A 23,611-nucleotide genomic window follows, 5' to 3' on the forward strand; every position below is an offset into this window, starting at 1 on the left:
GCGTACTGGCCGCTCAGTGCCCGGTGTAGGTCTCGACGTTGGTGATGGCGACGGGGATCTGACGGCCGTTCGGGGCGGTGTACTCCGTCTTGTCGCCGACCTTGAGGCCGAGGATGGCGGCGCCGAGCGGGCTCTGCTCGCTGTAGACGGGGAGGTCGGTGCCGGCCGCGATCTCGCGGTTGCCGATCAGGAAGACGCTCTCGTCGCCGGCGATGGTCGCGGTGATGACGGTTCCCGGCTCCACGACGCCGTGGCTCTCCGGCGCCTCGCCGACCGTGGCGCTGCGCAGCAGGTTGGTGAGCTGCACGATGCGGGCCTCGATCTTGCCCTGCTCGTCCTTGGCGGCGTGGTAGCCGCCGTTCTCCTTGAGGTCGCCCTCCTCGCGGGCCGCCTCGATGCGCTTCGCGATCTCGTTACGGCCGTTGACGCTGAGCTCCTCGAGTTCGGCCGAGAGACGGTCGTACGCGTCCTGGGTCAGAAACGTGACCTGAGACTCCTGGGACATGATGAACTCCTTCGCGCCTGGGCGGCATTCGCCGCTTCGGCTGATGGCCGGCTGGTACCGGTGGGTAAAGTAGACGCCCCGGCCTCGGCCGGGGCGTATCCAGAGAATGTTAGGTCAGCCAGCAGGTGTTAATCAAACCGGTGTTGCTCTGGGTGATGGTCCGGATCGTCTCGGTGTGCGTCGTGACGCGGGAATCCGAGCCGGGGTAGCTCACGATCCGCCAGCCCACGATCGCGTAGTCGTCATTGAGGGCCTGGATCGCACAGGTGACGCCGGTGCCGGGCTGGGCGTTGATGGTGAAGGTGATCCGCACGTGGTGGGCGTCGGGGATCACGTACGCGGTGTCCGTGGCCTGCAGGTCGGCCTGGTTGTTGTCCCAGCCGGCCCAGAACACCCAGGCGGTCACCACCGCGAGGACGGCGACGGCGCCGCCGATCAGCAGCCACCGGTCGCGGCGGCGGCGGCTCGGGGTGCGGCCGTAGCGGGATTCGAGGGTCTCGGACGGCGCCTCGGTCACGCGTGCCATGTACTCGCCGTCCGCCTCTCGAGGGCTTGGTTCAGGCCCGCCGTCGGGGCGACGGTAGGCTGGGACAAGACTAGGAGACGAAGCTGTGAATCGCGCTTCGCGACTCCTGAACAACGCGATCCGAAAGCGAAGTCCGCCATGCGCCACAACGACCTGTCCACCGTGTCCGCGGAGGCCGTGTGATGGGGGAGCTGCTGCTGAAGGCGGGCGTGTGGCTGGCCGCGACTCCGACGCCGTCGCCGACCTCCGGCCCGAGCGACGACTCCGTCACGCCCGGCGTCGTCGGCTTCACCGTCACCTTCCTGATCGCGGTCGCGGCGGTGCTGCTGATCCTCGACATGACGCGGCGCATCCGCCGGGTGCGGTACCGCGCGGAGATCGCGGAGAAGCTGGACGCGGAGAACGGCGAGCGCCAGGACGACGCGGACGGCGACTCCCGGCCCTGACCTCCGGCTGCGGCGGGCTGCGGCGTCAGCCGCTGAAGGCCCCGGCGTCAGCCGTTGTAAGCGGGGTGCATCGCGATCAGCAGCGTCGCGGTCCAGTGGCAGAGGAACGCCAGCACCGTCAGCGTGTGGAAGATCTCGTGGAACCCGAACACCCCGGGGAACGGGTTCGGCTTCTTCATGCCGTAGATGACCGCGCCGATCGTGTAGAACACCCCGCCGACGCAGACCAGCACCATCATCGCCACGTTGGCGTTCAGCAGGTCGACGATGTACATCATCGCCGCCCAGCCGAGCAGCAGGTAGATCGGCACGTACAGCCAGCGCGGCGCGTTGATCCAGAACACCCGGAAGCCGATGCCGAGCAGCGCGCCGCCCCACACGATGCAGAGCAGCAGGATGCCTTTCTGCGATGGGAGGGCGAGCACGGCGAGCGGCGTGTAAGTGCCGGCGATCAGCAGGAAGATGTTGGTGTGGTCGATGCGCTTGAGCACGATCTTGGTGCGCGGCCGCCAGTTGAAGCGGTGGTAGAGCGCCGAGTTCCCGAACAGCAGCATCGAGGTCAGCATGAACACGGCCGACGCCCACTTGGCGGGGCCGCCGTGCGCGAGGGAGATCAGCACGATGCCCGCGGCGATGGTCACCGGGAACGTGCCGGCGTGGATCCAGCCGCGCCAGGTGGGCTTGACCTCGGCCGGGTTGGCGGGGGAGGCGTCCAGGAGCGGGATGTTCGGCAGGAGCGGCCCGCGCGACTCGTCCTCCTTGACGGCGGCGTCGGCGGCCGGGAGGTCGGCGACCGGCTCGGCGAGCATCTCAGCGACGTCCTCGGGTTCGGGGGCGTTTCGCGCAGTCATGGAGCAAGAGTAGGGGAGACGGGTGGTCGGATGCTGAGAACCGCGCGGGCCGGGGGCGCTAACGTAGCTGCGTGAGCAGACGCAGTTCCGAGACGGCCAACGGGTTGCTCTACGGCCTGTACCAGAAGCGGCTGCGCCGGGACATCGCCGGCCTCGGCCCGGAGTCGCTGCCACGGCACGTCGCGATGATCATCGACGGCAACCGGCGCTGGGCGCGTCAGGTGGGGATGACGACGGTCGCGCACGGCCACCGCGCCGGCGCGGCGAAGATGCGCGAGTTCCTGGAGTGGTGCGACGACCTCGGCATCGAAGTGGTGACGCTCTACCTGCTGTCGTCGGACAACCTCACCAACCGGCCGAGCTCCGAGCTCTCCGACCTGATCGAGATCATCGCCGAGCTCGCCGACGACCTCTCCCGCTACCGCGACTGGCGGGTCAAGCACGTCGGCTCCTCGACCGGCCTCCCGGAACCCCTGGTCGCCGCGCTGGCCGACGCCGAGAAGCGCACGGCGGGCAACACCGGGCTGCACATCAACCTCGCGGTCGGCTACGGCGGCCGCAAGGAGATCACGGACGCCATGCGCAGCATCGTCGCCGCGCACTCCGCCGAGGGCGGCAGCCTGGAGACGCTGGCCGACCTCCTCACGCCCGACCTCATCGGCGAGCACCTCTACACGGGAGGCCAGCCCGATCCCGACCTGGTCATCCGCACCTCTGGCGAGCAGCGGCTGAGCGACTTCATGCTCTGGCAGAGCGCCCACAGCGAGTTCTACTTCGTGGAGGCGCTCGGCCCGGACCTGCGCGAGGTCGACTTCCTGCGCGCGATGCGCGACTTCTCGCGCCGCCACCGTCGCTACGGCTCCTGACCGCCGCCGTCCAAGGCCGTCGAGTACGCGCGAAATCCGCTGAAAACCCCCGAGTACGCAGATAATTCGCGTAGTCGGCGGGTGCGACGGCAGGATGGTCCCCGGAGGTCACGATGACGACGATCGAGGAGTTCGCGGCGGGGTTCGGCGAGGAGCCCGGGTACCTGGACTACGGGCGGGTGGGGCCGCTGTCGGCGACGGTGCACGCCGAGGCGCTGGGACAGTACGCGGCGCTCGCCAAGGCGCGCTTCGGAACCGTCGACCGGATGAACGTCGAGACCGACCGCGTCCACGATGCGATCTCCGCGCTGACCGGCTTCCCGGCCGAGCAGCTCGCGTTCCAGCCGAACGCCTCCACCGGGCTGATGCACGCCGCGTTCGGGCTCACCGGCGGCGATGTGCTGCTGTCGCGGGCGGAGTTCCCGAGCGTGACCTACGCGGCCGTGCGTGCCGCGCAGGCGATGCGCGTGGTGACGCCGGTGTGGCTGGAGACCGACCACGGCCGGGTCACGCCCGCTCAGCTCAAGGAGCAGCTCACCGATTCCACCAGCGCGGTGATGGTCAGCCTGGTCGACTCGCGCACCGGCTACCTCGCGGACATCGACGGAATCCGTCAGGTGATCGGGGACCGCCTCCTCATCGTCGACGCCATCCAGGGCTTCGGCGTGGTCGACGCCCCCTACGAGGTCGCGGACGTCGTCGTCTCGGGTGGCCAGAAATGGACCAGGGCGGGCTGGGGGACCGGCTTCGTCGCGCTCAGCGAGCGGGCGATCGAGCACCTGACGCCCGTGTTCAGCGGCTGGGTCGGTGCCGGCGCGGGCGAGCAGTGGGACGAGGTGCTCGAACCGGTGAAGGGCGCGGCGGCCTTCACCGTCTCCAACCCCGACCTCGTCGCCGAGGCGCGTTTCGCCGCGGCGCTGGAGGAGGTCGCCGCCGTGGGCGTCGCGGAGATCTCCGCGGCGATCTCCGACCTCGTGGATCGCGTGATCGACCTCGCGGACGAGTTCGCGGTGCCGGTGGTGTCGTCGCGCAACCCCGCGGAGCGGGCCGGGATCGTCGTGCTGGAGCCGCTGCCCGAGCAGCTCACCGTGCTGGCGGCCTCCCTGTTCAACCACGGGGTGTCGGCCAAGGTGCGGAGCACGAACGTCCGCCTGAGCGTGCACGCCGGCACCACGGAAGAGACGTTGGACATGCTGCGCGCCGCGTTCACCTCCTACGCCTCGGCCGCCTGATCCCGCGCCTCCCATAACTGGGGGTGAAGATCGGCTGAACGAAACACGACACGCCCCCGTCTGAGCGCGCGGTGTCGGCGGCTCGGCGTACTTTCGACTCATCGGGCACGGCGCCCGATCGAGACGGCCACATAAGTTCGTTTCGAGACCCAACTGGCCGGCTCGCCATTGATCCGCCGGCTCCAGCGCAAGCGGAGCGGCGGGGTGGGAGTGGTCGTGGCTGAATCAGGAACCCGGCAGTTCGAGTCGGCATCCAGCACCATCCGGCAGAGCGAGCGGACGTACGTGCTCGACACTTCGGTGCTGCTGTCCGACCCCAAGGCGATCTTCCGGTTCGCCGAACACGCTGTCGTCATCCCTGTCGTCGTCGTGAGCGAGTTGGAGGGGAAACGCAACGATCCCGAGATCGGGTACTTCGCGCGGCAGGCGCTGCGCAATCTGGACGACCTGCGGGTGAAGCACGAACGGCTCGACTTCCCGATCCCGGTCGGGGAGGGCGGCTCGCTGCGCGTGGAGCTGAACCACTCAAACATGTCGGTGCTGCCGAGCGGCATGCAGCTCGGCGACAACGACTCGCGCATCCTCGCTGTGGCGATGAACCTCGCCAACGACGGCCTGGCGGTCACGGTCGTCTCCAAGGACCTCCCGATGCGCGTCAAGGCGTCCTCGATCGGTCTGGCGGCGGAGGAGTACCGGCACGAGCAGGTCGTCGACAGCGGCTGGACGGGCCTCGCGGAGATATCGCTCGGCAGCGACCAGATGAGCGCGCTCTACGAGGAGGAGTGGATGCGCACGCCGCTGGTCGACGGCCTCCCGGTCAACACCGGCCTCATCGTGCACTCCGACCGCGGCTCGGCGCTCGGGCGCGTGGTCGCCGACGGCGAGGTCAAGCTGGTGCGCGGCGACCGCGACGTCTTCGGGCTGCACGGGCGCTCGGCGGAGCAGCGACTGGCGATCGACCTCCTGCTCGACCCGGAGGTCGGCATCCTGTCGCTCGGCGGACGGGCCGGCACCGGCAAGTCGGCGCTCGCGCTCTGCGCGGGCCTGGAGGCCGTGCTGGAGCGCCGGCAGCACAAGAAGATCATGGTGTTCCGCCCGCTGTACGCGGTCGGGGGCCAGGAGCTCGGCTACCTGCCCGGCGACCAGGGCGAGAAGATGAACCCCTGGGGCCAGGCGGTGTTCGACACCCTCGGCGCGCTGGTGTCGCAGAACGTGCTGGACGAGGTGCTGGACCGCGGGATCCTCGAGGTGTTGCCGCTCACCCACATCCGCGGCCGTTCCCTGCACGACGCGTTCGTGATCGTGGACGAGGCGCAGTCGCTGGAGCGGAACGTGCTGCTGACCGTGCTCAGCCGCGTCGGGCAGAACTCGCGGGTGGTGCTCACCCACGACGTGGCGCAGCGCGACAACCTGCGGGTCGGCCGTCACGACGGCGTCGCGTCGGTGATCGAGACGCTGAAGGGGCACCCGCTGTTCGCGCATGTGACGCTGACGCGCTCGGAGCGGTCGGCCATCGCGGCGCTCGTCACCGAGATGCTGGAGGGCAACGAGCTGGCCTGAGGTGAGCCGGCGGCCTGGGGATAGCGCCGGGATTTCTGCATTCACTGTGGAATCGTGAGGAGGCCGTGCCGTCGCACCTAGCGTGAGGGCATGGTTGAGAAGACGATCCGGATCGCTGTCGCGGCCGGTCTGAGCGTCGCCCTGCTGGGGGCGGGCGGCGCCGGGCCGGCCGCGGTCGGCGCGCTCTATGTCGCGGCCGTGACGGCGGCGCTCGTGCAGCAGGACGTGCGCGACCTGCGGCTGCCGGACGCGTTGGTGCTGCCCGGGGCGGTGTTCGTGGTCGTGGGTGCGGTGTGGAGCGCGCTCGGTCCCGGAGGCTGGCCGGTGGTGGTCGCGGCCATCGGGTGCGGGGTCGCTGCCCTCGTCGGATTTGCTGTGCTGGCGTCCGGCGGCGGGCTTGGGATGGGCGACGTGAAACTGGCGGCGGTGCTCGCCGGCGCGCTCGCGGCGGTGGTGGCCGAGCGCGGGCCGCCGCTGGGGGAGGTCGTCGCGGTCGTCGGGTGCTGGGCGGTCGGGTCGCTGGTGGCGGGAGCGGTGGTGGCGACGCTGGGGTACCCGCGCCGGGTGCGGACGGGGGTGCTGCGCGCGGAGCTGCCGTTCGGTCCGGTGCTGCTGGGGACGTTCTGGGGGTTCGTGTTGCTGGGGTGACGTCGCCGCTGGGGTGACTCCGCTGCTGGGGTGACTCCGCTGCTGGGGTGACGCCGCTGCTGTGGGGACGCCGCTGCTGTGGGGACGCCGCTGCAGGGTGATGCCGCCGCTGGACGGTTCGCGCTGCAGTGGGGACGCCGCCGCTGTGGTGACCCGCTGCTGGGGTGACGCCAGGAAAACGGCGAGGCGCCCCTCCCAGCGGTACAGGAGGGGCGCCTCGATCGAACGGCTCGCGAGCGGTCCGGGGGCGGGTCAGCCCGGGTGGGTCATGCTCAGGACGTCGAGTGCCGTGTCGAGCTGCTCCTCGGTGACCTCGCCGCGCTCGACGAAGCCGAGGTCGATCACGGCCTCCCGCACGGTCATGCCCTGGGCGACGGCGTGCTTGGCGACCTTGGCGGCGGCCTCGTAGCCGATCACGCGGTTGAGCGGCGTCACGATCGACGGGCTCGACTCGGCGAACGCGCGGGCGCGCTCCAGGTTGGCCTCGAGGCCCGTGATGGTCTTGTCCGCGAGGACGCGGCTGGCCTGGGTGAGCAGGCGGATCGACTCCAGCAGCGCGGTGCCCATCACCGGGATGGCGACGTTCAGCTCGAACAGGCCGGACGCGCCGCTCCACGCGATGGTGGCGTCGTTGCCGATGACCCGGGCGGCGACCATGAGCACGGCCTCCGGGATGACCGGGTTCACCTTGCCCGGCATGATCGAGGAGCCCGGCTGCAGGTCGGGGATGTGCAGCTCGCCGAGGCCGGTGTTCGGGCCGGAGCCCATCCAGCGCAGGTCGTTGCAGATCTTGGTGAGGCTGACGGCGATGGTGCGGAGCGCGCCGGAGGCCTCCACCAGGCCGTCGCGGTTGGCCTGGGCCTCGAAGTGGTTGCGTGCCTCGGTGATCGGCAGCTCGGTCTCGGCGGTGAGCAGCTCGATCACGAGCTGCGGGAAGCCGAGCGGGGTGTTGATGCCGGTGCCGACGGCGGTGCCGCCGAGCGGGACCTCCGCGACGCGCGTCAGCGCGGCCTGGACGCGCTCGATGCCGTAGCGGATCTGCGCGGCGTAGCCGCCGAACTCCTGGCCGAGCGTGACCGGGGTGGCGTCCATGAGGTGCGTGCGGCCGGACTTGACCGCGGTCGCCCACAGCTCCGCCTTCTCCTCCAGCGCCACTGCGAGGTGGTCGAGCGCGGGGATGAGGTCGTCGATGAGCGCGCCGGTGACGGCGATGTGCACCGAGGTCGGGAAGACGTCGTTGGACGACTGCGACGCGTTGACGTGGTCGTTCGGGTGCACCGCGCGGCCGAGGCGGCGGGAGGCGAGCGTCGCCAGCACCTCGTTCATGTTCATGTTCGAGGAGGTGCCCGAGCCCGTCTGGTAGACGTCGATCGGGAAGTCCGCGTTGTGCGCGCCGGAGACCACTTCGTCCGCGGCGGCGGCGATGGCCTCGGCCACGTCCGCGTCCAGGACGCCGAGGCGCGCGTTCGCGAGCGCCGCCGACTTCTTGATGCGGGCGAGCGCGGCGATCTGAGCCGGCTCGAGAACCGATCCCGAGATCGGGAAGTTCTCGACCGCGCGCTGCGTCTGCGCGCCGTACAGGGCGGCTGCGGGAACCCGCACCTCGCCCATCGTGTCGTGCTCGATGCGGTACTCGGTGCCCGCCTGCGTGTCCACCACGGTGTGTTCTTCCTTTCTGGGCCCGGCCGCGTCAGCGTCCGGGTGTTGGTTCGGCGGCCGGTTCGGCCAGACCGACGACGGCGTCGGGGACGACCCGACCTTCCTGGAGCACGTAGTTCGCTCCGACGATGGCGAGGAGATTGGCGGCGACGGCGTCGCTGATGATCTCCGATCGCGCGAGAATCTCTGCGACGGTGTCGCGCAGGTGCAGGCGGCCGACCTCGGCCGCGTCGACCTCGGCCGGCGCGACGGCCTGGCCGGGGGCGGTGCCGGCGACCCGGTGCACCGCGGGCACGATCGGCGCGATGAGCTGCGCGATGTGCGGCGGCAGCGGGTCGGCGTCGGCGGCCTGGGAGTCGATGGCGGACGCGACCGCCCCGCACGCGTCGTGGCCGAGCACGAGGATGAGCGGCACGTTCAGCACGGCGACCGCGTACTCCAGCGAGGCGATCGCGGAGTCCGAGGCGACCTGCCCGGCGTTGCGGACGACGAACGCGTCGCCGAGGCCCAGGTCGAAGATGATCTCGGCCGCGAGGCGCGAGTCGGCGCAGCCGAAGATCGCGGCGACCGGGTGCTGGCCCTGCGCGACCGACTCCCGGCGCTCGACGTCCTGACGGGGGTGCTGCGGCGTTCCGCTGACGAAGCGCTCGTTGCCTGCCAGCAGTTCTTTCCAGACGCGGCCGGGACGGGTCGTGGGCATCTACTTGCCTCCTGGGGTGGGTGAGCCGAGGGAGTGGAGCTGGTCGGTGAGGGACGAGGCGACGGTCGTGAACTCCGCGTCGTCGGCGGTGCCGAACACGACGACGGTGCTCTTGCCGGCGCTCGTCACGAGGGCGTACTTCACGTTGCCGGCGTCGGAGGAGGCGCGGTTGTCGTAGACGTCCCACTTCACGCCGCCGATCTCGCGGGTGCCGGCGATCCGGGTGCGGTTCACCTGGTCGGCGACCCAGCTGTCGTTGGCGTTGAAGCCCTGCGTGATGCCGATGTACTGGCCTTTCGGGGTCAGCAGCCCGATGTACCAGGCGTCCACGCCGTCGGAGGTCTTGGTGCGCAGCTCGGCGCTGTTGGAGGACCAGCCAGAAGGGAGCGTGGGAACGACGAGCCGGTCGGGCTCGCTGCCCTGCGCCTGCTGGGCGACGGCGGCGTAGTCGACGGCCGGCGCCGAGGAGGTCGGGTTTCCGCGCGGGACGATCAGCACGATGACGGCGACCAGTGCGACCGTCGCGATCAGCGAGTAGACGAGATTGTTGACCGTCTGCCGGTTGCGGTGGTTCGCGGAGTTCTGCGCCTTGCGCGCGGCCGTCTCCTCCGGCGTCTCCGGGCGGCCGAGCTCGGCGACGACGGCAGGCGGCTTCGCAGCGCTGGTGCGGGACTTGGGGCTCATTCGGTTTCTGACACGCTCCGTGCGCCTGCCGCGGCCCCGGCGCGGGCGGCGTCGAGCCGGGCCTTCGCGCCGATCAGCCATTCCTCGCAGTGGCCGGCGAGCGCCTCGCCGCGCTCCCACAGTGCGATGGACTCCTCCAGCGTGGCGGAGCCCTGCTCGAGCTCGGTGACGACGCGGACGAGCTCGTCGCGCGCCTCCTCGTAGCTGAGTGCGCTGATCTCCGAGGTGGGCATGGTGTCCATTCTATTTGTCTCGCTGGGCGGCCGCTGGATCGCGGTCGGGGCCGTCGCCCGCGGGGGAGGGCAGCGGATCGCCCGCCGTGGCCGCGAACGCGCCTCCCGCCACGGTCACCCGCACGACCGATCCCGCGGGCGCCTCCGAGGGCGACGTCACGACGTGCCCCGCGTCGTTCTGCACGATCGCGTAGCCCCGGTCGAGTGTCGCCTGCGGCGAGAGCGCGCGGAGCTGGCCGCGCAGCTCCGCGATGCGCGTCCGCTCGCGGTCGGCGCGGCGCTCCACCAGCTCCACGCCGCGGGCGACGTAGCGGGTGAGCTCCTGCGCCCGGGAGTCGACGATCCAGGTCGAGGAGGCCAGCGCCGGGCGGGTGCGGAGGTGGCCGATCCGGTCGATCTCGTGGGTGATCATGTGCGTGAGCCGGGCGCCGATGCGCAAACGGGCCTGCTGCACGCGTGTCAGCTCCTCCGCGACGTCGGGCACGACGCGCTTGGCGGCGTCGGTCGGCGTCGAGGCGCGGAGGTCCGCGACATCGTCGAGCAGCGGCCGGTCGGCCTCGTGGCCGATGGCGCTCACGATCGGGGTGGCGGCCTCCGCGGCGGCGCGCACCACGCGCTCGTCGCTGAAGCCGAGCAGGTTCTGGAAGTCGCCGCCGCCGCGCGCCACGATGATGACCTCCACCTCGGGGTCGGCGTCGAGCGTGCGGATGGCCGAGACGACCTCCGGCACCGTCCGGTCGCCCTGCACGGCCGCGTGCACGACGCGGAACCGCACCTGCGGCCAGCGGAGCTGCGCGTTGCGGAGGACGTCCTTCTCGGCGTCCGAGTCCTTGCCGGTGACCAGCCCGATGGTGTGCGGGAGGAACGGCAGCCGCTTCTTCCGCTCCGCCGCGAACAGTCCCTCCGCCGTGAGCTGGGCGCGCAGCCGCTCCAGCCGCTCCAGGAGGTCGCCGAGGCCGACATGGCGCATGTCGCTCACCTGCATGGTGAGGCTGCCGCCCTTGACCCAGTAGTTGGGCTTCACCGCCGCGATCACCCGGTCGCCCTGCTTGAGGTCGGCGGGGATGCGCGCCTTCACCGACGACCAGATGCTGAAGCTGATCGTCGCGTCCTCGCGGAGATCCTTCAGCTTGCCGTAGACGTTGCCGCCGGAGACCCCCCACTGGGTGATCTCGCCTTCGACCCAGGCGGTGCCGAGCCGGTCGATCCAGCCGCGGATGCGGTCGGCGAGCAGCGCCACCGGCCACGGGGAGTCGAGGGTCGGCGGTCCTGCGTTCATCGTCGGCGTGCCAGTCGCAACTGAACTGCTCGACGTACCGCCAGCGACCTGTGCCACCCGGCCTCCCATCCGTTGATCAGCGCCCACCGCGTACGATCGAGGGGTGAGCGATGCGACCATCAGCCTCCCCATGCCCCGGATCCCCGTCAGACGGGACACCGGCGAGCGCGGGCGGCTTCAGGATATCCCGGTCCAGGGACACAAGCGTGTGCTGCTGGCCGCCCCGCGCGGCTACTGCGCCGGCGTCGACCGCGCCGTGATCGCGGTCGAGAAGGCACTGGAGCACTACGGCGCGCCGGTCTACGTGCGCAAGCAGATCGTGCACAACGTGCACGTGGTGTCCGAGCTGGAGCAGCAGGGCGCGATCTTCGTGGACGAGGTCGACGAGGTGCCCACGGGCGCCCACGTCGTGTTCTCGGCGCACGGCGTCTCGCCCGCGGTCGTGAACGCGGCGGCGGATCGCGGCCTGCTCGCGATCGACGCCACCTGCCCGCTGGTCACCAAGGTGCACCGCGAGGCCGTGCGCTTCGCCCGCGACGACTTCGAGATCCTGCTGATCGGCCACGAGGGCCACGAGGAGGTCGAGGGCACCGCCGGCGAGGCTCCCGAGCATGTCACGCTCGTGAACGGCCCGGAGGACGTCGACCGCATCGAGGTCAAGGACCCGGACAAGGTGGTGTGGCTGTCGCAGACCACGCTGTCCGTGGACGAGACGATGGAGACGGTCCGCCGCCTCCGCGAGCGCTTCCCGAACCTCCAGGATCCGCCGAGCGACGACATCTGCTACGCGACGCAGAACCGCCAGGTCGCGATCAAGAAGGTCGCGGAGGACGCCGACCTGGTGATCGTGGTCGGCTCGGCCAACTCCTCCAACTCGGTGCGCCTCGTGGAGGTCGCGCTCGAGTACGGCGCGAAGGCCGCCTACCGCGTCGACTACGCCAGCGAGATCCGCCAGGAGTGGCTCGAGGGCGTGGCGACGGTGGGCGTCACGAGCGGCGCGTCGGTGCCGGAGGTGCTGGTGCAGGAGGTCCTCGCCGACCTCTCCGGCGCGGGCTACGCTGAGGTGCAGGAGGTCAAGACGGCGGAGGAGGACCTGATGTTCTCGCTGCCGAAGGAGCTCCGCAAGGACATCAGCGGCAAGCAGGACGCCCGGGCGCTGGGCGGCCGGACGGGGAGCTGAGCCGGCCGGGGAGCTGACGCTCACCCGCTCCGTTCGCTAGAGCGTCCGCGCCGAGGCCGGGTCGGCCGCGGCCGATCCGCCGAACATCGGCCGGTACGCTGGCGCCTCGGCGAGCTCCACCACGTCCGCCACCACGACCGAGATGTTGTCGCGCGCCTGGTGCAGCAGCGCCAGCGTGACGAGGGCGTCCGCAGCCTCCTGGGGAGTCGCCGCGGCCGCCAGCGTTTCGGTCACGTCGAGGATCGGCACGTAGTCGGTCAGCCCGTCGCTGGTGAGCAGCCAGCGGTCGCCGCGGCGGGCCGGCTCCGACGCCACGTGCAGGGCCGCCGCGTCCTCCGCGTCGCCGCCGAGCACGTGCGTGACCACCGAGCGCAGCGGATGCGAGGCGACGTCGCCCTCTCCGATCGCGCCGGTGGCGACCAGTTCGCGCACCAGGGAGTCGTCCTCGGTGACCTGCACGAGGGCGCCGTCCCGCAACCGGTAGGCGCGGGAGTCGCCGGTGTGCGCGACGGCGATGCGCTCGCCGTCGGAGAAGACTCCCACCAGGGTCGTCGCCATCCCCGCGAGCTCCGGGTCCATGCGGACGCGGAGGGCGAGGTCGGAGTTCGCGATCGAGACCAGCTCGCGCAGCCGCTCCTCGCCGGGCACGCGGCCCTCCGTCGCGTCCAGCATCGAGGCCAACCGGATCGCCACCGTCGCGGACGCGATCTCGCCGGCCGCGTGGCCTCCCACCCCGTCCGCGACGAACGCCGACCAGGCCGACGCGTAGAGCGAGTCCTCGTTGCCCTCGCGGTAGTCGCCGCTGACCGAGCCGTGCCCGGTCTCGAAGCCGAGCGGCGGGGGAGTGACGGGCGGTGCTCCCGACAGGATGTCGTCGGCGTTGTCGGCGATCCAGCCCATGAGCGGCAGCAGGTGCCCGGTGACCTCCCGGCCGCGCGTGGTGAGGCTGTAGTCGACGCGCGGCGGGACCGTGGGCTGGGCGGTGCGCAGGACGAAGCCGTCCTTCTCCAGGGTGCGGAGGGTCTGGGCGAGCATCTTCTCGCTGATGCCCTGGACGGTGCGGCGCAGTTCGCCCCAACGCAGGTCGCTGCGCGCGAGCGCAACCAGCACGAGCACGCCCCAGGTGCTGGTGACGTGGTTGAGCACGATGCGCGACGGGCACTCCGAGGGCAGTACCCCGTCGGTGAAGCCGAGGGCCTCGAACGACTCGAATCTGGTGTCCACGTCAGTAACTTACCGAAAAGTGGGTACCTCCGACAGGGAAGTTTTCGCGCGGGACCGCGGTTGCGAACCACGACCGACCGAAAGGAAACACCATGACCATCGTCGTCACCGGAGCCACCGGACACCTCGGACGCCTCACCGTGGACGCCCTCCTCGACCGCGGCGTGCCCGCCGCCGACATCCGCGCACTCGGACGCAGCGCCGAGCGGCTCGCCCCGCTCGCGGCCCGCGGCGTGCAGACCGCCGTGATCGACTTCGAGAAGCCGGAGACCCTGGACGCGGCGTTCGCCGGCGCCGACGCCCTCCTGCTCGTGTCGGGCTCGGAGGTCGGTCAGCGCATCCCGCAGCACCGCAACGCCATCGACGCCGCCGTGCGCGCGGGCGTGGGCCGGCTCGTCTACACCAGCGCGCCGCACGCCGACGACACCGATCTGGTGCTCGCGCCGGAGCACGCCGAGACCGAGCGGCTGCTCGCGGCGTCCGGCCTCCCGGTGACGGTGCTGCGCAACAACTGGTACACCGAGAACTACGTCGGCCAGGTCGACATCGCAGCCGCGACCGGCGAGCTCGTCGGCAGCGCCGCGACCGGACGCGTCGCCAGCGCCTCCCGCAAGGACTACGCGGAGGCCGCCGCCGTCGTGCTCACGACCGACGGCCACGACGGCGCAGTGTACGAGCTGGCCGGGGACGTCGCGTGGACGTTCGACGACCTCGCCGCGGCCATCGGCGAGCTGGTCGGCCGCCCGGTCGCCTACCGGTCGGTGACGCCGGAGGAGCACGGCGCCGCACTGCGCGAGGCGGGCCTGGACGAGGGGACCGCGGGCTTCGTGGTCGCGCTCGACGGCAACATCCGCGACGGCGCGCTCGCCGACGCGACCGGGACGCTCAGCGAGCTGATCGGCCGGCCGACGACGCCGCTCGCCGCCGGACTCGCGGAGTCGCGCGCGGCCTGACCGCTCAGGCGGAGGTGGACGCCCCCGGTGTGGACAGCGGCCGCGTCGGGGGCGGCGCGCTCGGGCCCGGGGTGCCAGGGGCGGGGGTCGCCGGGCCGACCCCGTTGTAGTAGTTGAGCAGCACTGCGTCCGTCGAGATCATCAGGCCCAGGATGACGAAGAGCGTGATGAACGCCACGATCCCGGCGATGAGCGGCACGTAGAACGCCAGCCGTTTCTGCACGAGCAGCCACACCGACAGCCCGAGCGAGATCGCCCAGATACCGGCCATCGCGATCGTGCCGGCGGTGATCAGCGGGGCGACGGACGGATCCTGGACGTACGGGCCGAGGTTCAGCGAGGTGTGCATGAGCTTCATCGCGGAGGGCCAGCTCTGCAGCGTGCCGATCGTGTAGGACATCCCGAAGAAGCCGACGACCAGCAGCACGATCGTGGTCGTGACGTTCCAGCGGGGCGCTTCGGCGCGGAGCTGGGGGCCGGGCGGGTACGGACGGCCGTCGGCGTGCTGATCGCCGTGCTGTTCGCCGACGTGCCGACCCTCGTGCTGCACGTCGTCGTACCCCGGACGGGACGGAGCCGCGGGAGGATGCTCGACCTCCGACGCCGCCGGGCTGTGGTGCGCGGTCTCCAGCCGGTCCGCGTCCTGCGGGGGCTTCCACACCCAGCCGGGAGGGGCGAGCTCGCCGTATTTCGGGCGCGGACGTTCGTCCTGCGCCTTCTTCGGGTCGTGCTCGCTCATCCCCCCAGCCTACGTGTCCGCGCCTGCGTGCGGCGCCTACTTGCCGGAGTGACCGGCGCTGCCGAGCTGCTGCGTGGCCTCCACGACGCGGGCGGCCATCCCGGTCTCGGCGACCTTGCCCCAGGCGCGCGGGTCGTAGACCTTCTTGTTGCCCACCTCGCCGTCGATCTTGAGCACGCCGTCGTAGTTCTCGAACATGTAGCCGGCGATCGTGCGGGTGAACGCGTACTGGGTGTCGGTGTCGATGTTCATCTTCACGACGCCGTTGCGGACCGCCTCCGCGATCTCCTCGTCGGTCGAGCCGGAGCCGCCGTGGAAGACGAGGTCGAGCGGCTTCGGGCCGGTGCCGTACTTGGCGGCGAGGCCGTCCTGGATCTCCTTGAGGAGCTCCGGGCGCAGCTTGACGTTGCCCGGCTTGTAGACGCCGTGGACGTTGCCGAAGGTGAGGGCGGCCATGTAGCGGCCGTTCTCGCCGAGGCCCAGGGCCTCCACGGCCTTCTCGACGTCGGCGAGGGTCGTGTAGAGGGCCTCGTTGGAGCCCTCGTGACGCACGCCGTCCTCCTCGCCGCCGACGACGCCGATCTCGACCTCGAGGATGGCGTTGATGGCCTTGGTGCGCTTGAGCATCTCCTGCGCGATCTCCAGGTTCTCGTCCAGCGGGATGGCCGAGCCGTCCCACATGTGCGACTGGAAGATCGGGTTGCGGCCCGCTCGGACCTCCTCTTCGGAGGCGGCGATCAGCGGCAGCACGAAGTCGTCGAGGGCGCCCTTCGGGCAGTGGTCGGTGTGCAGCGCGACCGTGATGGGGTAGTTCTTGGCGACCTCGGTGGCGAACTTCGCGAACGCGAGCGCGCCGGTGGCGCGGGCCTTCACGGTCTGGCCGGCGAAGTAGTCGGCGCCGCCGGTGGTCACCTGGATGATGCCGTCGCTGCCCGCCTCGGTGAGCCCCTGGAGCACCGCGTTGATCGTCTGCGACGACGAGACGTTGAACGCGGGATACGCGAAGCCGCCCGCCTTCGCCTTGTCGAGCATCTCTGCGTACTGGTCCGGCGTGGCGATGGGCATTGCGGCTCCTTGGGAATCGGGGTGTCGAACGGGACTCATCATACCGACGCGGGCGTGGCGGCCCGCCGCCGGAGCCGAACGTTCGCCGACGCGCGGGCGCGTGGCGACCTCCCCTCGATACACTGGCTTCGCCGTCGTCCGGCGGCCGAGAACCGCCGATGGTTCAGGCGGCTCGATCGATTCGTCCGGGAGGACCCATCATGACCAGCACCGACACCGCGTCCCTCTTCCTTCACCCCGACCGGAACCTGGCCATGGAGTTGGTGCGGGCCACCGAAGCGGCGGCGATCCGGGCCACCCCGTGGATCGGCCGCGGCGACAAGAACGCGGCGGACGGCGCGGCCGTGGACGCGATGCGCAAGTTCCTCGGCACGGTGAACTTCGACGGACTGATCGTGATCGGCGAGGGCGAGAAGGACAACGCCCCGATGCTGTTCAACGGCGAGCACGTCGGCAACGGCCGCGGCCCCGCCTGCGACATCGCGGTCGACCCGATCGACGGCACCTCGCTGACCGCCGCCGGACGCCAGAACGCGCTGTCGGTGATCGCGGTGTCCGACCGCGGCACGATGCTGGACGCCTCCAGCGTGTTCTACATGGACAAGATCGTCACCGGGCCGGAGGGCCGCGGGGTCGTCGACCTGTCGCAGCCGATCGGCGACAACATCCGCGAGCTGGCGAAGGCCAAGGGCAAGCCGGTGGGCGAGATCCGCGTGGCCGTGCTGGACCGGCCGCGCCACGAGGGCCTGATCGAGGAGATCCGCGCGGCGGGCGCAGGCACCCGTCTGATGCTCGACGGCGACGTCGCGGGCGGCATCAACGCGGCCCGCTACGAATCGCGGATCGACCTGTGCGTCGGCATCGGTGGCAGCCCGGAGGGCATCACCACCGCGTGCGCGATCAAGGCGATCGGCGGCTTCATGCAGGGCAAGCTGGCGCCGAAGGACGACGCCGAGCGCGCGCAGGGGATCGCGGCGGGCCTCGACATGGATCGCATCTACGGCGCCGACGACCTCGTGAAGGGCGACAACACCTTCTTCGTCGCGACCGGCGTCACCGACGGCGGGCTGGTGGAGGGCGTGCGCCGCAAGGGCCCGATCATCCGCACCGAGTCGATCGTGCTGCGCTCCAAGTCGGGCACCATCCGCCGCGTGGTCGCCGACCACCTCGCGGAGAAGTGGCTGTCGGCCGACGAGTTGTAGGAGCCACGGCCGACCTTCGTGTGGGGGTCAGGCGGCGCCGGAGGACTCGTCGCGGTCGGCGGCGCGGGCCCGCTCCTCAAGGGCGAGCTTGTCGATGCCGTGCATGTCGCGGACCTCGTCGGCGGCCGGCGCCTCCACACGGAGGCGGGCCTCGGCCAGGGCGTCCAACTCGTCCACGAGCTCGAACGCCGTGAGCTCTCGCGGCGCTTCCTCGATGCCCTCCAGGACGCCGATCACCTTGGACTCGTCGAGGGCGCCGAGCTTGCGGGCGGCTGGGAACACCTGGCGCTCGAAGGAGCCGACGAAGCCGTTGTAGTCCTTGACCGTGCGCTCGATGGAGCGGCCCAGCTTCTCGATGTGGCCCGCGGTGGTGCCGAGGCGGCTGTAGAGCGTGCGGCTGAGGTCGAAGAGCTGCTTGGCCTCCTGGGTCAGCACGTCCTGCTGCCAACTGAACGCGACCGTCTTCAGCACCGACCACAGCGTCACCGGTGAGGCCAGCGCCACGCGCTTGCCGAAGGCGAACTCCATGATCGACGGGTCCGCCTCCATCGCCGACGACACCAGTGACTCGCTGGGGATGAACGCGATGACCAGCTCGGGGGAGGCCTCCAGCCCCGTCCAGTACGCCTTGCTGCCGAGCGTGGTGATGTGGTCGCGCACGGCCTTCACGTGCTGCTTGAGCAGGGCCTCGCGCTGGGCGCCCTCGACGCCGGTCGCCGTCGCGGGGATCTGGCTGGCCTCGAGGTAGGCGTTGAACGGCACCTTGGCGTCGAGCGCGATGCTCTTGCCGCCGGGGAGCCGGATGATCATGTCGGGACGGCCGGCGCCGGACTCCGAGTGGATGCTGGACTGCACGTCGAAGTCCACCCGCTCGATCAGCCCGGCGGCCTCCACGACGCTGCGGAGCTGGGTCTCGCCCCAGACCCCGCGCGTGCTGTTGGAGCGCAGGGCGGAGGCCAGGGACTCGGCGGTGCTCCGCAGGCGTTCCTCCGACTCGGCCGCGGACCGGAGCTGCTGGGCGAGCTGGCCGTGCTGCTGGTTGCGCTGGGTCTCCAGCTCGATCACCTTGCGCTGCATGTCGCTGAGGCTCTCGCGCACCGGCGCCAGCGCCTGCAGCACCTTGCTCTCGGCGCGCTCGCGCTCGGTCTGGGCGAGGGCTTCGGCGCGGTGCCGCTCCTCGGCCTCGCGGAACTGCTCGTGCGCTCCACGGAGCTGCTCCTGCAGCGCGTCGACCCGGGTGTCGGCGGCGGCGAGCTCGGCGCGGAGGGCCGCCTGGGCGGCGGCCTCCTCCGCCCGCACCTGGAGGAGCTCCTTCTCGTGGCGGGCGGCGACGATCGCCGGGTCCTCCACCGCGGGCGCCGCGGCGTCGCGGCGCCGGAGCAGCCGCGCGACGGCGAAACCGGCCCCGGCCGCGCCGACGAGGAGACCGAGCAGGAGGCCGAGGAGCAGAGCAGGGAAGTCCATGGGCTCAGTGTCGCAGGGGCCGCCGACAACCGCCGCGAACGACGGAGGGCGGGGCGGGAAATCGTTCCCGCCCCGCCCGCGTGGCGTGCCGCTGTGCGATGGCTCAGCGGGTGAACCGCTCGCGCAGCTCGGCCTCCAACGACTCCAGGCTGCGGCCGCGCGTCTCGGGGAGGCTGCGCGCGACGAACACGACCGCGCCGACGCCCACGATGGCGAACAGGAAGAACGTGGGCGAGATCCCGAGCCCGTCCACGAGCTGCGGGAACAGGAACCCGACCAGGAAGTTCGTCAGCCACAGGATGAGCGCCGCGAGCCCGAAGGCGGCGCCGCGGATGCGGGCCGGGAAGATCTCCGCGAGCATCAGCCAGGTCACCGGCGAGACCGCGCCCTGCTGGAACGCGAGGAACGTCACCGTCAGCGACAGCACCACGAACGGCAGCGCGGGCGTGCCGGCGAGGAGGGCGGAGGCGCCGCCGACCAGCAGCAGCGAGGTCGTCGTCCCGATCAGGCCGGTGATCAGCAGCGGTCGCCGGCCGACCTTGCCGAGCAGCGCGATGCCGACGAACGTGGCGAGCACCGAGATGACGCCGTTGGCGATCTGGCCGACGAGCGCGCCCTGCTGGTCGAAGCCCGACTTCTGGAGGATCTGGACGCCGTAGTACATGATCGAGTTCACCCCGGTGAGCTGCTGCACCATCGCGATCCCGAGGCCGATGACGAAGACGCGGCGGATCCACGGCACGCCCAGCTCCTTCAGCAGGGGCGTGCGCACGGCGCGCTCCTCGTGGCGGCGGATCTCCTCGGCCTCCCGCTCGGCCTGCTGCTCGGTGCGGATGCGGCGCAGCACCGCGAGGCCCTCCGCGAAGCGCCCGTGCAGGATGAGCCAGCGCGGGCTCTCCGGCACAACGAGCATCCCGAAGAACAGGACGACAGCCGGCAGGGAGGCGACGACGAGCATCCAGCGCCAAACCGCGGCCTGCTCGGGGACGACGGAGGCGAGCACCGCGTTCACGACGAAGGCGGCGAGCTGGCCGGAGACGATCATCAACTCGTTCTGGGTGACGATGCGGCCGCGGCGCGCGGCGGGGGACAGCTCCGCCAGGTACATCGGGACCACGACGGACGCGCCGCCGACCGCGAGGCCGAGCACGAAGCGGGCGGCGATCATGACGCCGATCGTCGGAGCGAACGCGCACGCGACGGCCGCGATGAAGAACACGACCGCGAGGGCCCCGATGAGGCCGCGGCGTCCGCGGCGGTCGGCGATCCGACCGCCGAGGAACGAGCCGAGCGCCGCGCCGAAGAGGAGCGACGAGACGATCGTGCCCTCCTCGAGCGGGGTGAGCGGCCGCTGGTCGAACTGCATGAAGGGCAGCGCTCCGCTGATGACGCCGGTGTCATAGCCGAAGAGGAGGCCGCCGAAGGTGGCGAGCACGGCGACCCGCCGCAGGAAGCGGCGCGCGCGGGGGTCGTCGGGGAGCGGTGGTGTCGCGCCCGCGGGGGCGCGGGTTCCGGCCGCCGCCGCGGCGGCCTCCGGGTGGGGGGATGCAGTCATGGTCGCTCCTTCGCGTCTTGTTGCTATGTCTGGACATTAGAACGTGACGCGAGAAGTTGCAATGCTTTCATTCTTGAGGTGTTTATGCCTGATCGAGGCGTCCGCATCCACCTGGCAGGACATGCCGTCCCGACGCGCGGGCACGCGGCGTGTCCTGTCAGGTGGATGCGCGGGGCGCGGCCGGGCTACGCCGCGACGGGGACGCCGATGCGCCCGACGCGGGCGCCGGTGAGCGCGGCGAGGTCGTCGATCGTCGCCGCGTCGTGGCGGCGCGCCGCGTGCACGACGATCGCCGCGCAGGCCTCCGCGTCGGCGAGGGCGTCGTGGTGGCGGAAGTCCTCGAACCCGGCCGCCATCGCCGCGACCGGCAGCCGGTACGACTCCAGGTGGTAGGTGCGGCGGGCGACCTGGAGGCTGCACAGGTAGCGGTACTCGGGGCAGGCGACGAGCGTCGCGGCGCACGCGGCACGGATGACGCCCATGTCGAAGCCGGCGTTGTGGGCGACCAGGTGGTCGTCCTCCGCGAACTCCACCAGGTCGGCGAGCTGGTCGACCCAGCCCGCGGCGTCGGCGACCTCCTCCGGCCGGATGCCGTGGATGCGGACGTTCCACTCCTGGAACACGTCGTGCCCGAGCGGCGGCCGGATGAACCAGCTCGCGCGGTCGACCACCCGGCCGTCTCGCACCTTCACCAGCCCGACCGAACAGGCGGACGCCGCAGAGGAGTTCGCGGTCTCGAAGTCGATGGCGGTGAAGTCCAGTGGCACGCCCGAACTCTCGCACGGCCCACCGACGTCACCCGCTGCGCACCGCCGAGTACGCGCGAAATCGACCGAAAACCGCCGACTACGCGAACTCTCTGCGTACTCGGCGGCGTCAGGCGTGACGTGCGGGGTAGGGTCGCTGGCATGCGGGAGCGACGGGAGCGGGAGGCGCACGCGCGGGCGTTCGACCGGGCGGCGGAACTGTACGATCTGGCGCGGCCGGACTATCCGGCGGACGCGGTCGCCTGGCTGACGGAGGGCGTGACCGGCCCGGTCATCGACCTGGGCGCGGGCACAGGCAAGCTGACGCAAGCCCTGATCGGGAGCGGTTTCGATGTGATCGCCGTGGACCCGTCGCCGCAGATGCTCGGCGTGCTGACCTCGCGTGTTCCGGAGGCGGACGCCCGCATCGGGTCGGGCGAGAGCATCCCCGTCCCCGACGCGAGCGCCGGCCTCGTCGTCGCCGCGCAGGCGTGGCACTGGGTGGACCGCGAGCGCGCCGTGCCGGAGGTGGCGCGCGTGCTGCGGCCCGGCGGCAGGATCGGCCTGGTCTGGAACGACCGGGACGAGAGCGTCGACTGGGTGCGCGAGCTCGGCGAGCTGATGGGCGCAGGGGAGGCGACCTTCGGCGAGGAGGAGGAACCGGAGGTGGGCGCACCGTTCGGCGACCTGGAGCGGCACGACGTGCACTGGGTGCAGGCGCTCACGCTGGACGGCCTCCTGGACCTGGCGCGCTCGCGCAGCTACTTCATCACCGAGGACCCGGACGCCCAGGCCGCGGTCATCGCGTCGCTGCGCCGCCTCCACCGCGAGCATCCGGAGCTGGCGGGGGCCGAGCGCATCGAGCTGCCGTACGTCACGCGCTGCTACCGGGCGACCCTCGGCTGAGCTCCGGCGGCCGGTCGCCGTTCCCGCCCGTAGAATGGACGACCGTGGCTCTCACTATCGGTATCGTCGGACTCCCGAACGTCGGCAAGTCGACCCTCTTCAACGCGCTGACCAAGAACGACGCCCTCGCGGCGAACTACCCGTTCGCGACCATCGAGCCGAACGTCGGTGTCGTCAACCTCCCCGACCCGCGTCTGGACAAGCTGGCCGAGCTCTTCGGCAGCGAGCGCATCCTCCCGGCGCCCGTGTCGTTCCTCGACATCGCCGGCATTGTGAAGGGCGCGAGCGAGGGCGAGGGCCTCGGCAACAAGTTCCTCGCGAACATCCGCGAGGCCGACGCCATCGCCCAGGTCGTCCGTGGTTTCTCCGACCCCGACGTCGTGCACGTCGCCGGCAAGGTAGACGCCGCCGGCGACATGGAGACCATCAACACCGAGCTCATCCTCGCCGACCTGCAGACCCTCGAGAAGGCGGAGCAGCGCTACGAGAAGGAGGTCAAGGGCCGCAAGCTGGAGCCGTTCGTGCTCGAGACCGCCCGCGAGGCGATGGCCTTCCTGAACGAGGGCAAGCCGCTGTCGGCCTCCACCATCGACCTGGAGCCCATCCGCGAGCTCGGACTGCTCACCGCGAAGCCGTTCATCTACGTGTTCAACGTGGACGAGGACGTGCTCACCGACGACGCCCGCCGCGCCGAACTGGCCGCCCTCGTCGCTCCCGCCCAGGCGGTGTTCCTCGACGCCAAACTGGAGTCCGAGCTGATCGACCTCGACGCCGCCGACGCCGCCGAGCTGCTGGCCTCCACCGGCCAGACCGAGAGCGGCCTCGACCAGCTCGCCCGCATCGGCTTCGACACCCTGGGCCTGCAGACCTACCTGACGGCCGGCCCGAAAGAGTCCCGCGCCTGGACCATCCACAAGGGCTGGAAGGCCCCCCAGGCGGCCGGCGTCATCCACACCGACTTCGAGAAGGGCTTCATCAAGGCCGAAGTCATCTCCTTCGACGACCTCGTCGACGCGGGCAGCGTCGCCGAGGCGCGGGCGCGCGGGAAGGCGCGCATGGAGGGGAAAGAGTATGTGATGCAGGACGGGGATGTGGTGGAGTTCCGGTTCAACGTGTAGCTCGATGTCCGACCGAGAATAGGACTTCCTTGCGAGTCTCGGGGGCGGAGGTGCGAAGCGCACTGGCGTCCGGCGATGGGGCAACTCGTGGGGCCAGCCGCTCTCCGTGCCGGACATTCGGGTTTTTGAACCTTGGACAACGTCGTTCTTTCGGGTGTTTCGCGAAGGTGATTCTTCGCTCGAGTCTGGCTGCTTGTAGGGTTGCCGAGCGTGGCCGTTACGTGAAGAGCATCTAAACCTAGCGATCCCGATGGCGACCGCCGAGGCGGG

Annotated in this window: 24 protein-coding genes and 1 pseudogene; 10 read left to right on the top strand and 15 right to left on the bottom strand. The window is 71.1% G+C overall.

The window, feature by feature from the left end:
• Nucleotides 1–13 precede the first annotated feature (13 nt).
• Entirely contained in the window at nucleotides 14–505 is a 492-nt protein-coding gene (gene greA / locus ABIA36_RS12475; protein ID WP_369962719.1) for a transcription elongation factor GreA, read from the bottom strand.
• Nucleotides 506–614: 109 nt separating this feature from the next.
• Nucleotides 615–1,031: a DUF4307 domain-containing protein gene (locus tag ABIA36_RS12480; protein ID WP_369962720.1), complete on the bottom strand. Its 417-nt coding sequence runs from the start codon at nucleotides 1,029–1,031 to the stop codon at nucleotides 615–617.
• A gap of 182 nt (nucleotides 1,032–1,213) precedes the next feature.
• On the opposite strand from ABIA36_RS12480, the gene ABIA36_RS12485 reads away from it, so the two are divergent.
• Complete coding sequence (locus ABIA36_RS12485) at nucleotides 1,214–1,477, top strand: hypothetical protein (RefSeq protein WP_369962721.1); 264 nt, start codon at nucleotides 1,214–1,216, stop codon at nucleotides 1,475–1,477.
• A 47-nt stretch (nucleotides 1,478–1,524) separates the two neighbouring features.
• Here ABIA36_RS12485 and ABIA36_RS12490 read toward each other — a convergent pair whose 3' ends face one another.
• On the bottom strand, nucleotides 1,525–2,328 hold the full coding sequence (locus ABIA36_RS12490) for a hemolysin III family protein (protein WP_369962722.1): 804 nt from the start codon (nucleotides 2,326–2,328) through the stop codon (nucleotides 1,525–1,527).
• A 71-nt stretch (nucleotides 2,329–2,399) separates the two neighbouring features.
• Between ABIA36_RS12490 and ABIA36_RS12495 the strand changes: the two genes are divergently transcribed.
• From ABIA36_RS12495 to ABIA36_RS12510, 4 genes are all read left to right on the top strand, one after another.
• Entirely contained in the window at nucleotides 2,400–3,194 is a 795-nt protein-coding gene (locus ABIA36_RS12495; RefSeq protein WP_369962724.1) for an isoprenyl transferase, read from the top strand.
• A 113-nt stretch (nucleotides 3,195–3,307) separates the two neighbouring features.
• On the top strand, nucleotides 3,308–4,426 hold the full coding sequence (locus ABIA36_RS12500) for an aminotransferase class V-fold PLP-dependent enzyme (RefSeq protein ID WP_369962725.1): 1,119 nt from the start codon (nucleotides 3,308–3,310) through the stop codon (nucleotides 4,424–4,426).
• Nucleotides 4,427–4,642: 216 nt separating this feature from the next.
• Complete coding sequence (locus ABIA36_RS12505; protein WP_369962726.1) at nucleotides 4,643–5,986, top strand: PhoH family protein; 1,344 nt, start codon at nucleotides 4,643–4,645, stop codon at nucleotides 5,984–5,986.
• A 90-nt stretch (nucleotides 5,987–6,076) separates the two neighbouring features.
• Nucleotides 6,077–6,634 carry a prepilin peptidase gene (locus ABIA36_RS12510; protein ID WP_369962727.1) on the top strand — a complete coding sequence of 186 codons (558 nt, stop codon included), beginning with the start codon at nucleotides 6,077–6,079 and terminating at the stop codon, nucleotides 6,632–6,634.
• A 252-nt stretch (nucleotides 6,635–6,886) separates the two neighbouring features.
• Here the strand turns inward: ABIA36_RS12510 and ABIA36_RS12515 are convergent, their stop codons facing one another.
• The 5 genes from ABIA36_RS12515 to xseA are packed head-to-tail and all read right to left on the bottom strand — an operon-like array spanning nucleotide 6,887 to nucleotide 11,189.
• Entirely contained in the window at nucleotides 6,887–8,293 is a 1,407-nt protein-coding gene (locus ABIA36_RS12515) for a class II fumarate hydratase (protein ID WP_369962729.1), read from the bottom strand.
• A gap of 31 nt (nucleotides 8,294–8,324) precedes the next feature.
• The gene (locus ABIA36_RS12520) at nucleotides 8,325–8,993 is read right to left on the bottom strand and encodes a carbonic anhydrase (protein WP_369962730.1); all 669 of its coding nucleotides are present in this window, start codon (nucleotides 8,991–8,993) and stop codon (nucleotides 8,325–8,327) included.
• Nucleotides 8,994–9,677 (bottom strand): DUF4245 domain-containing protein, encoded by a 684-nt coding sequence (locus ABIA36_RS12525; RefSeq protein ID WP_369962731.1) that lies wholly within the window; start codon nucleotides 9,675–9,677, stop codon nucleotides 8,994–8,996.
• Nucleotides 9,674–9,910, bottom strand: a complete 237-nt coding sequence (locus tag ABIA36_RS12530; protein WP_369962732.1) for an exodeoxyribonuclease VII small subunit — start codon at nucleotides 9,908–9,910, stop codon at nucleotides 9,674–9,676. Before ABIA36_RS12530 ends, ABIA36_RS12525 begins: the two co-directional genes overlap by 4 nt.
• Nucleotides 9,911–9,920: 10 nt before the next feature.
• Nucleotides 9,921–11,189, bottom strand: coding sequence for an exodeoxyribonuclease VII large subunit (xseA, locus tag ABIA36_RS12535; RefSeq protein WP_369962733.1), 1,269 nt, complete (start codon nucleotides 11,187–11,189; stop codon nucleotides 9,921–9,923).
• Between the two features lie 130 nt (nucleotides 11,190–11,319).
• Here xseA and ABIA36_RS12540 point away from each other — a divergent pair, with 130 nt between their 5' ends.
• Nucleotides 11,320–12,369: a 4-hydroxy-3-methylbut-2-enyl diphosphate reductase gene (locus ABIA36_RS12540; protein WP_369963744.1), complete on the top strand. Its 1,050-nt coding sequence runs from the start codon at nucleotides 11,320–11,322 to the stop codon at nucleotides 12,367–12,369.
• Between the two features lie 36 nt (nucleotides 12,370–12,405).
• Here ABIA36_RS12540 and ABIA36_RS12545 read toward each other — a convergent pair whose 3' ends face one another.
• Entirely contained in the window at nucleotides 12,406–13,239 is an 834-nt protein-coding gene (locus ABIA36_RS12545) for a PP2C family serine/threonine-protein phosphatase (RefSeq protein ID WP_369963745.1), read from the bottom strand.
• Nucleotides 13,231–13,593 (bottom strand): annotated as a pseudogene (locus tag ABIA36_RS12550) (winged helix-turn-helix transcriptional regulator); the annotation flags it as partial. The gene ABIA36_RS12545 and the pseudogene ABIA36_RS12550, both read right to left, overlap by 9 nt.
• Nucleotides 13,594–13,685: 92 nt before the next feature.
• On the opposite strand from ABIA36_RS12550, the gene ABIA36_RS12555 reads away from it, so the two are divergent.
• Nucleotides 13,686–14,546 carry an SDR family oxidoreductase gene (locus tag ABIA36_RS12555; protein ID WP_369962734.1) on the top strand — a complete coding sequence of 287 codons (861 nt, stop codon included), beginning with the start codon at nucleotides 13,686–13,688 and terminating at the stop codon, nucleotides 14,544–14,546.
• Nucleotides 14,547–14,550: 4 nt separating this feature from the next.
• Here ABIA36_RS12555 and ABIA36_RS12560 read toward each other — a convergent pair whose 3' ends face one another.
• Both ABIA36_RS12560 and fbaA read right to left on the bottom strand, forming a co-directional pair.
• Entirely contained in the window at nucleotides 14,551–15,285 is a 735-nt protein-coding gene (locus ABIA36_RS12560; protein ID WP_369962735.1) for a DUF6264 family protein, read from the bottom strand.
• Between the two features lie 36 nt (nucleotides 15,286–15,321).
• Entirely contained in the window at nucleotides 15,322–16,350 is a 1,029-nt protein-coding gene (gene fbaA / locus ABIA36_RS12565; protein WP_369962737.1) for a class II fructose-bisphosphate aldolase, read from the bottom strand.
• 200 nt (nucleotides 16,351–16,550) lie between these two features.
• Here fbaA and glpX point away from each other — a divergent pair, with 200 nt between their 5' ends.
• Nucleotides 16,551–17,552, top strand: a complete 1,002-nt coding sequence (gene glpX, locus ABIA36_RS12570; RefSeq protein ID WP_369962739.1) for a class II fructose-bisphosphatase — start codon at nucleotides 16,551–16,553, stop codon at nucleotides 17,550–17,552.
• A 27-nt stretch (nucleotides 17,553–17,579) separates the two neighbouring features.
• Here glpX and rmuC read toward each other — a convergent pair whose 3' ends face one another.
• The 3 genes from rmuC to ABIA36_RS12585 all read right to left on the bottom strand — a co-directional run bounded on the left by rmuC (nucleotide 17,580) and on the right by ABIA36_RS12585 (nucleotide 21,338).
• Nucleotides 17,580–19,016, bottom strand: coding sequence for a DNA recombination protein RmuC (gene rmuC, locus ABIA36_RS12575; RefSeq protein ID WP_369962741.1), 1,437 nt, complete (start codon nucleotides 19,014–19,016; stop codon nucleotides 17,580–17,582).
• Between the two features lie 103 nt (nucleotides 19,017–19,119).
• Nucleotides 19,120–20,571 carry a sugar porter family MFS transporter gene (locus ABIA36_RS12580; RefSeq protein ID WP_369962742.1) on the bottom strand — a complete coding sequence of 484 codons (1,452 nt, stop codon included), beginning with the start codon at nucleotides 20,569–20,571 and terminating at the stop codon, nucleotides 19,120–19,122.
• 185 nt (nucleotides 20,572–20,756) lie between these two features.
• Nucleotides 20,757–21,338, bottom strand: coding sequence for an exonuclease domain-containing protein (locus ABIA36_RS12585; RefSeq protein WP_369962743.1), 582 nt, complete (start codon nucleotides 21,336–21,338; stop codon nucleotides 20,757–20,759).
• Nucleotides 21,339–21,479: 141 nt separating this feature from the next.
• On the opposite strand from ABIA36_RS12585, the gene ABIA36_RS12590 reads away from it, so the two are divergent.
• Nucleotides 21,480–22,223 carry a class I SAM-dependent methyltransferase gene (locus ABIA36_RS12590; protein ID WP_369962744.1) on the top strand — a complete coding sequence of 248 codons (744 nt, stop codon included), beginning with the start codon at nucleotides 21,480–21,482 and terminating at the stop codon, nucleotides 22,221–22,223.
• A 44-nt stretch (nucleotides 22,224–22,267) separates the two neighbouring features.
• A complete protein-coding gene (ychF, locus tag ABIA36_RS12595; protein WP_369962745.1) occupies nucleotides 22,268–23,341 on the top strand; it encodes a redox-regulated ATPase YchF in 1,074 nt (357 codons plus the stop codon).
• Nucleotides 23,342–23,611 lie beyond the last annotated feature (270 nt).

This window comes from Leifsonia sp. EB34, assembly GCF_041260585.1.
GTDB lineage: Bacteria > Actinomycetota > Actinomycetes > Actinomycetales > Microbacteriaceae > Leifsonia.

Bases quoted from the DNA above. Each gene is read 5' to 3' on its own strand.
- ABIA36_RS12485 (WP_369962721.1), top strand. From the start codon at position 1,214: ATGGGGGAGCTGCTGCTGAAGGCGGGCGTGTGGCTGGCCGCGACTCCG.
- xseA (WP_369962733.1), bottom strand. From the start codon at position 11,189: ATGAACGCAGGACCGCCGACCCTCGACTCCCCGTGGCCGGTGGCGCTG.
- glpX (WP_369962739.1), top strand. From the start codon at position 16,551: ATGACCAGCACCGACACCGCGTCCCTCTTCCTTCACCCCGACCGGAAC.
- ABIA36_RS12560 (WP_369962735.1), bottom strand. From the start codon at position 15,285: ATGAGCGAGCACGACCCGAAGAAGGCGCAGGACGAACGTCCGCGCCCG.
- greA (WP_369962719.1), bottom strand. From the start codon at position 505: ATGTCCCAGGAGTCTCAGGTCACGTTTCTGACCCAGGACGCGTACGAC.
- ABIA36_RS12500 (WP_369962725.1), top strand. From the start codon at position 3,308: ATGACGACGATCGAGGAGTTCGCGGCGGGGTTCGGCGAGGAGCCCGGG.
- ABIA36_RS12580 (WP_369962742.1), bottom strand. From the start codon at position 20,571: ATGACTGCATCCCCCCACCCGGAGGCCGCCGCGGCGGCGGCCGGAACC.
- ABIA36_RS12540 (WP_369963744.1), top strand. From the start codon at position 11,320: ATGCCCCGGATCCCCGTCAGACGGGACACCGGCGAGCGCGGGCGGCTT.
- ABIA36_RS12490 (WP_369962722.1), bottom strand. From the start codon at position 2,328: ATGACTGCGCGAAACGCCCCCGAACCCGAGGACGTCGCTGAGATGCTC.
- rmuC (WP_369962741.1), bottom strand. From the start codon at position 19,016: ATGGACTTCCCTGCTCTGCTCCTCGGCCTCCTGCTCGGTCTCCTCGTC.
- ABIA36_RS12555 (WP_369962734.1), top strand. From the start codon at position 13,686: ATGACCATCGTCGTCACCGGAGCCACCGGACACCTCGGACGCCTCACC.
- fbaA (WP_369962737.1), bottom strand. From the start codon at position 16,350: ATGCCCATCGCCACGCCGGACCAGTACGCAGAGATGCTCGACAAGGCG.
- ABIA36_RS12510 (WP_369962727.1), top strand. From the start codon at position 6,077: ATGGTTGAGAAGACGATCCGGATCGCTGTCGCGGCCGGTCTGAGCGTC.
- ABIA36_RS12520 (WP_369962730.1), bottom strand. From the start codon at position 8,993: ATGCCCACGACCCGTCCCGGCCGCGTCTGGAAAGAACTGCTGGCAGGC.
- ABIA36_RS12590 (WP_369962744.1), top strand. From the start codon at position 21,480: ATGCGGGAGCGACGGGAGCGGGAGGCGCACGCGCGGGCGTTCGACCGG.
- ABIA36_RS12530 (WP_369962732.1), bottom strand. From the start codon at position 9,910: ATGCCCACCTCGGAGATCAGCGCACTCAGCTACGAGGAGGCGCGCGAC.
- ABIA36_RS12480 (WP_369962720.1), bottom strand. From the start codon at position 1,031: ATGGCACGCGTGACCGAGGCGCCGTCCGAGACCCTCGAATCCCGCTAC.
- ABIA36_RS12525 (WP_369962731.1), bottom strand. From the start codon at position 9,677: ATGAGCCCCAAGTCCCGCACCAGCGCTGCGAAGCCGCCTGCCGTCGTC.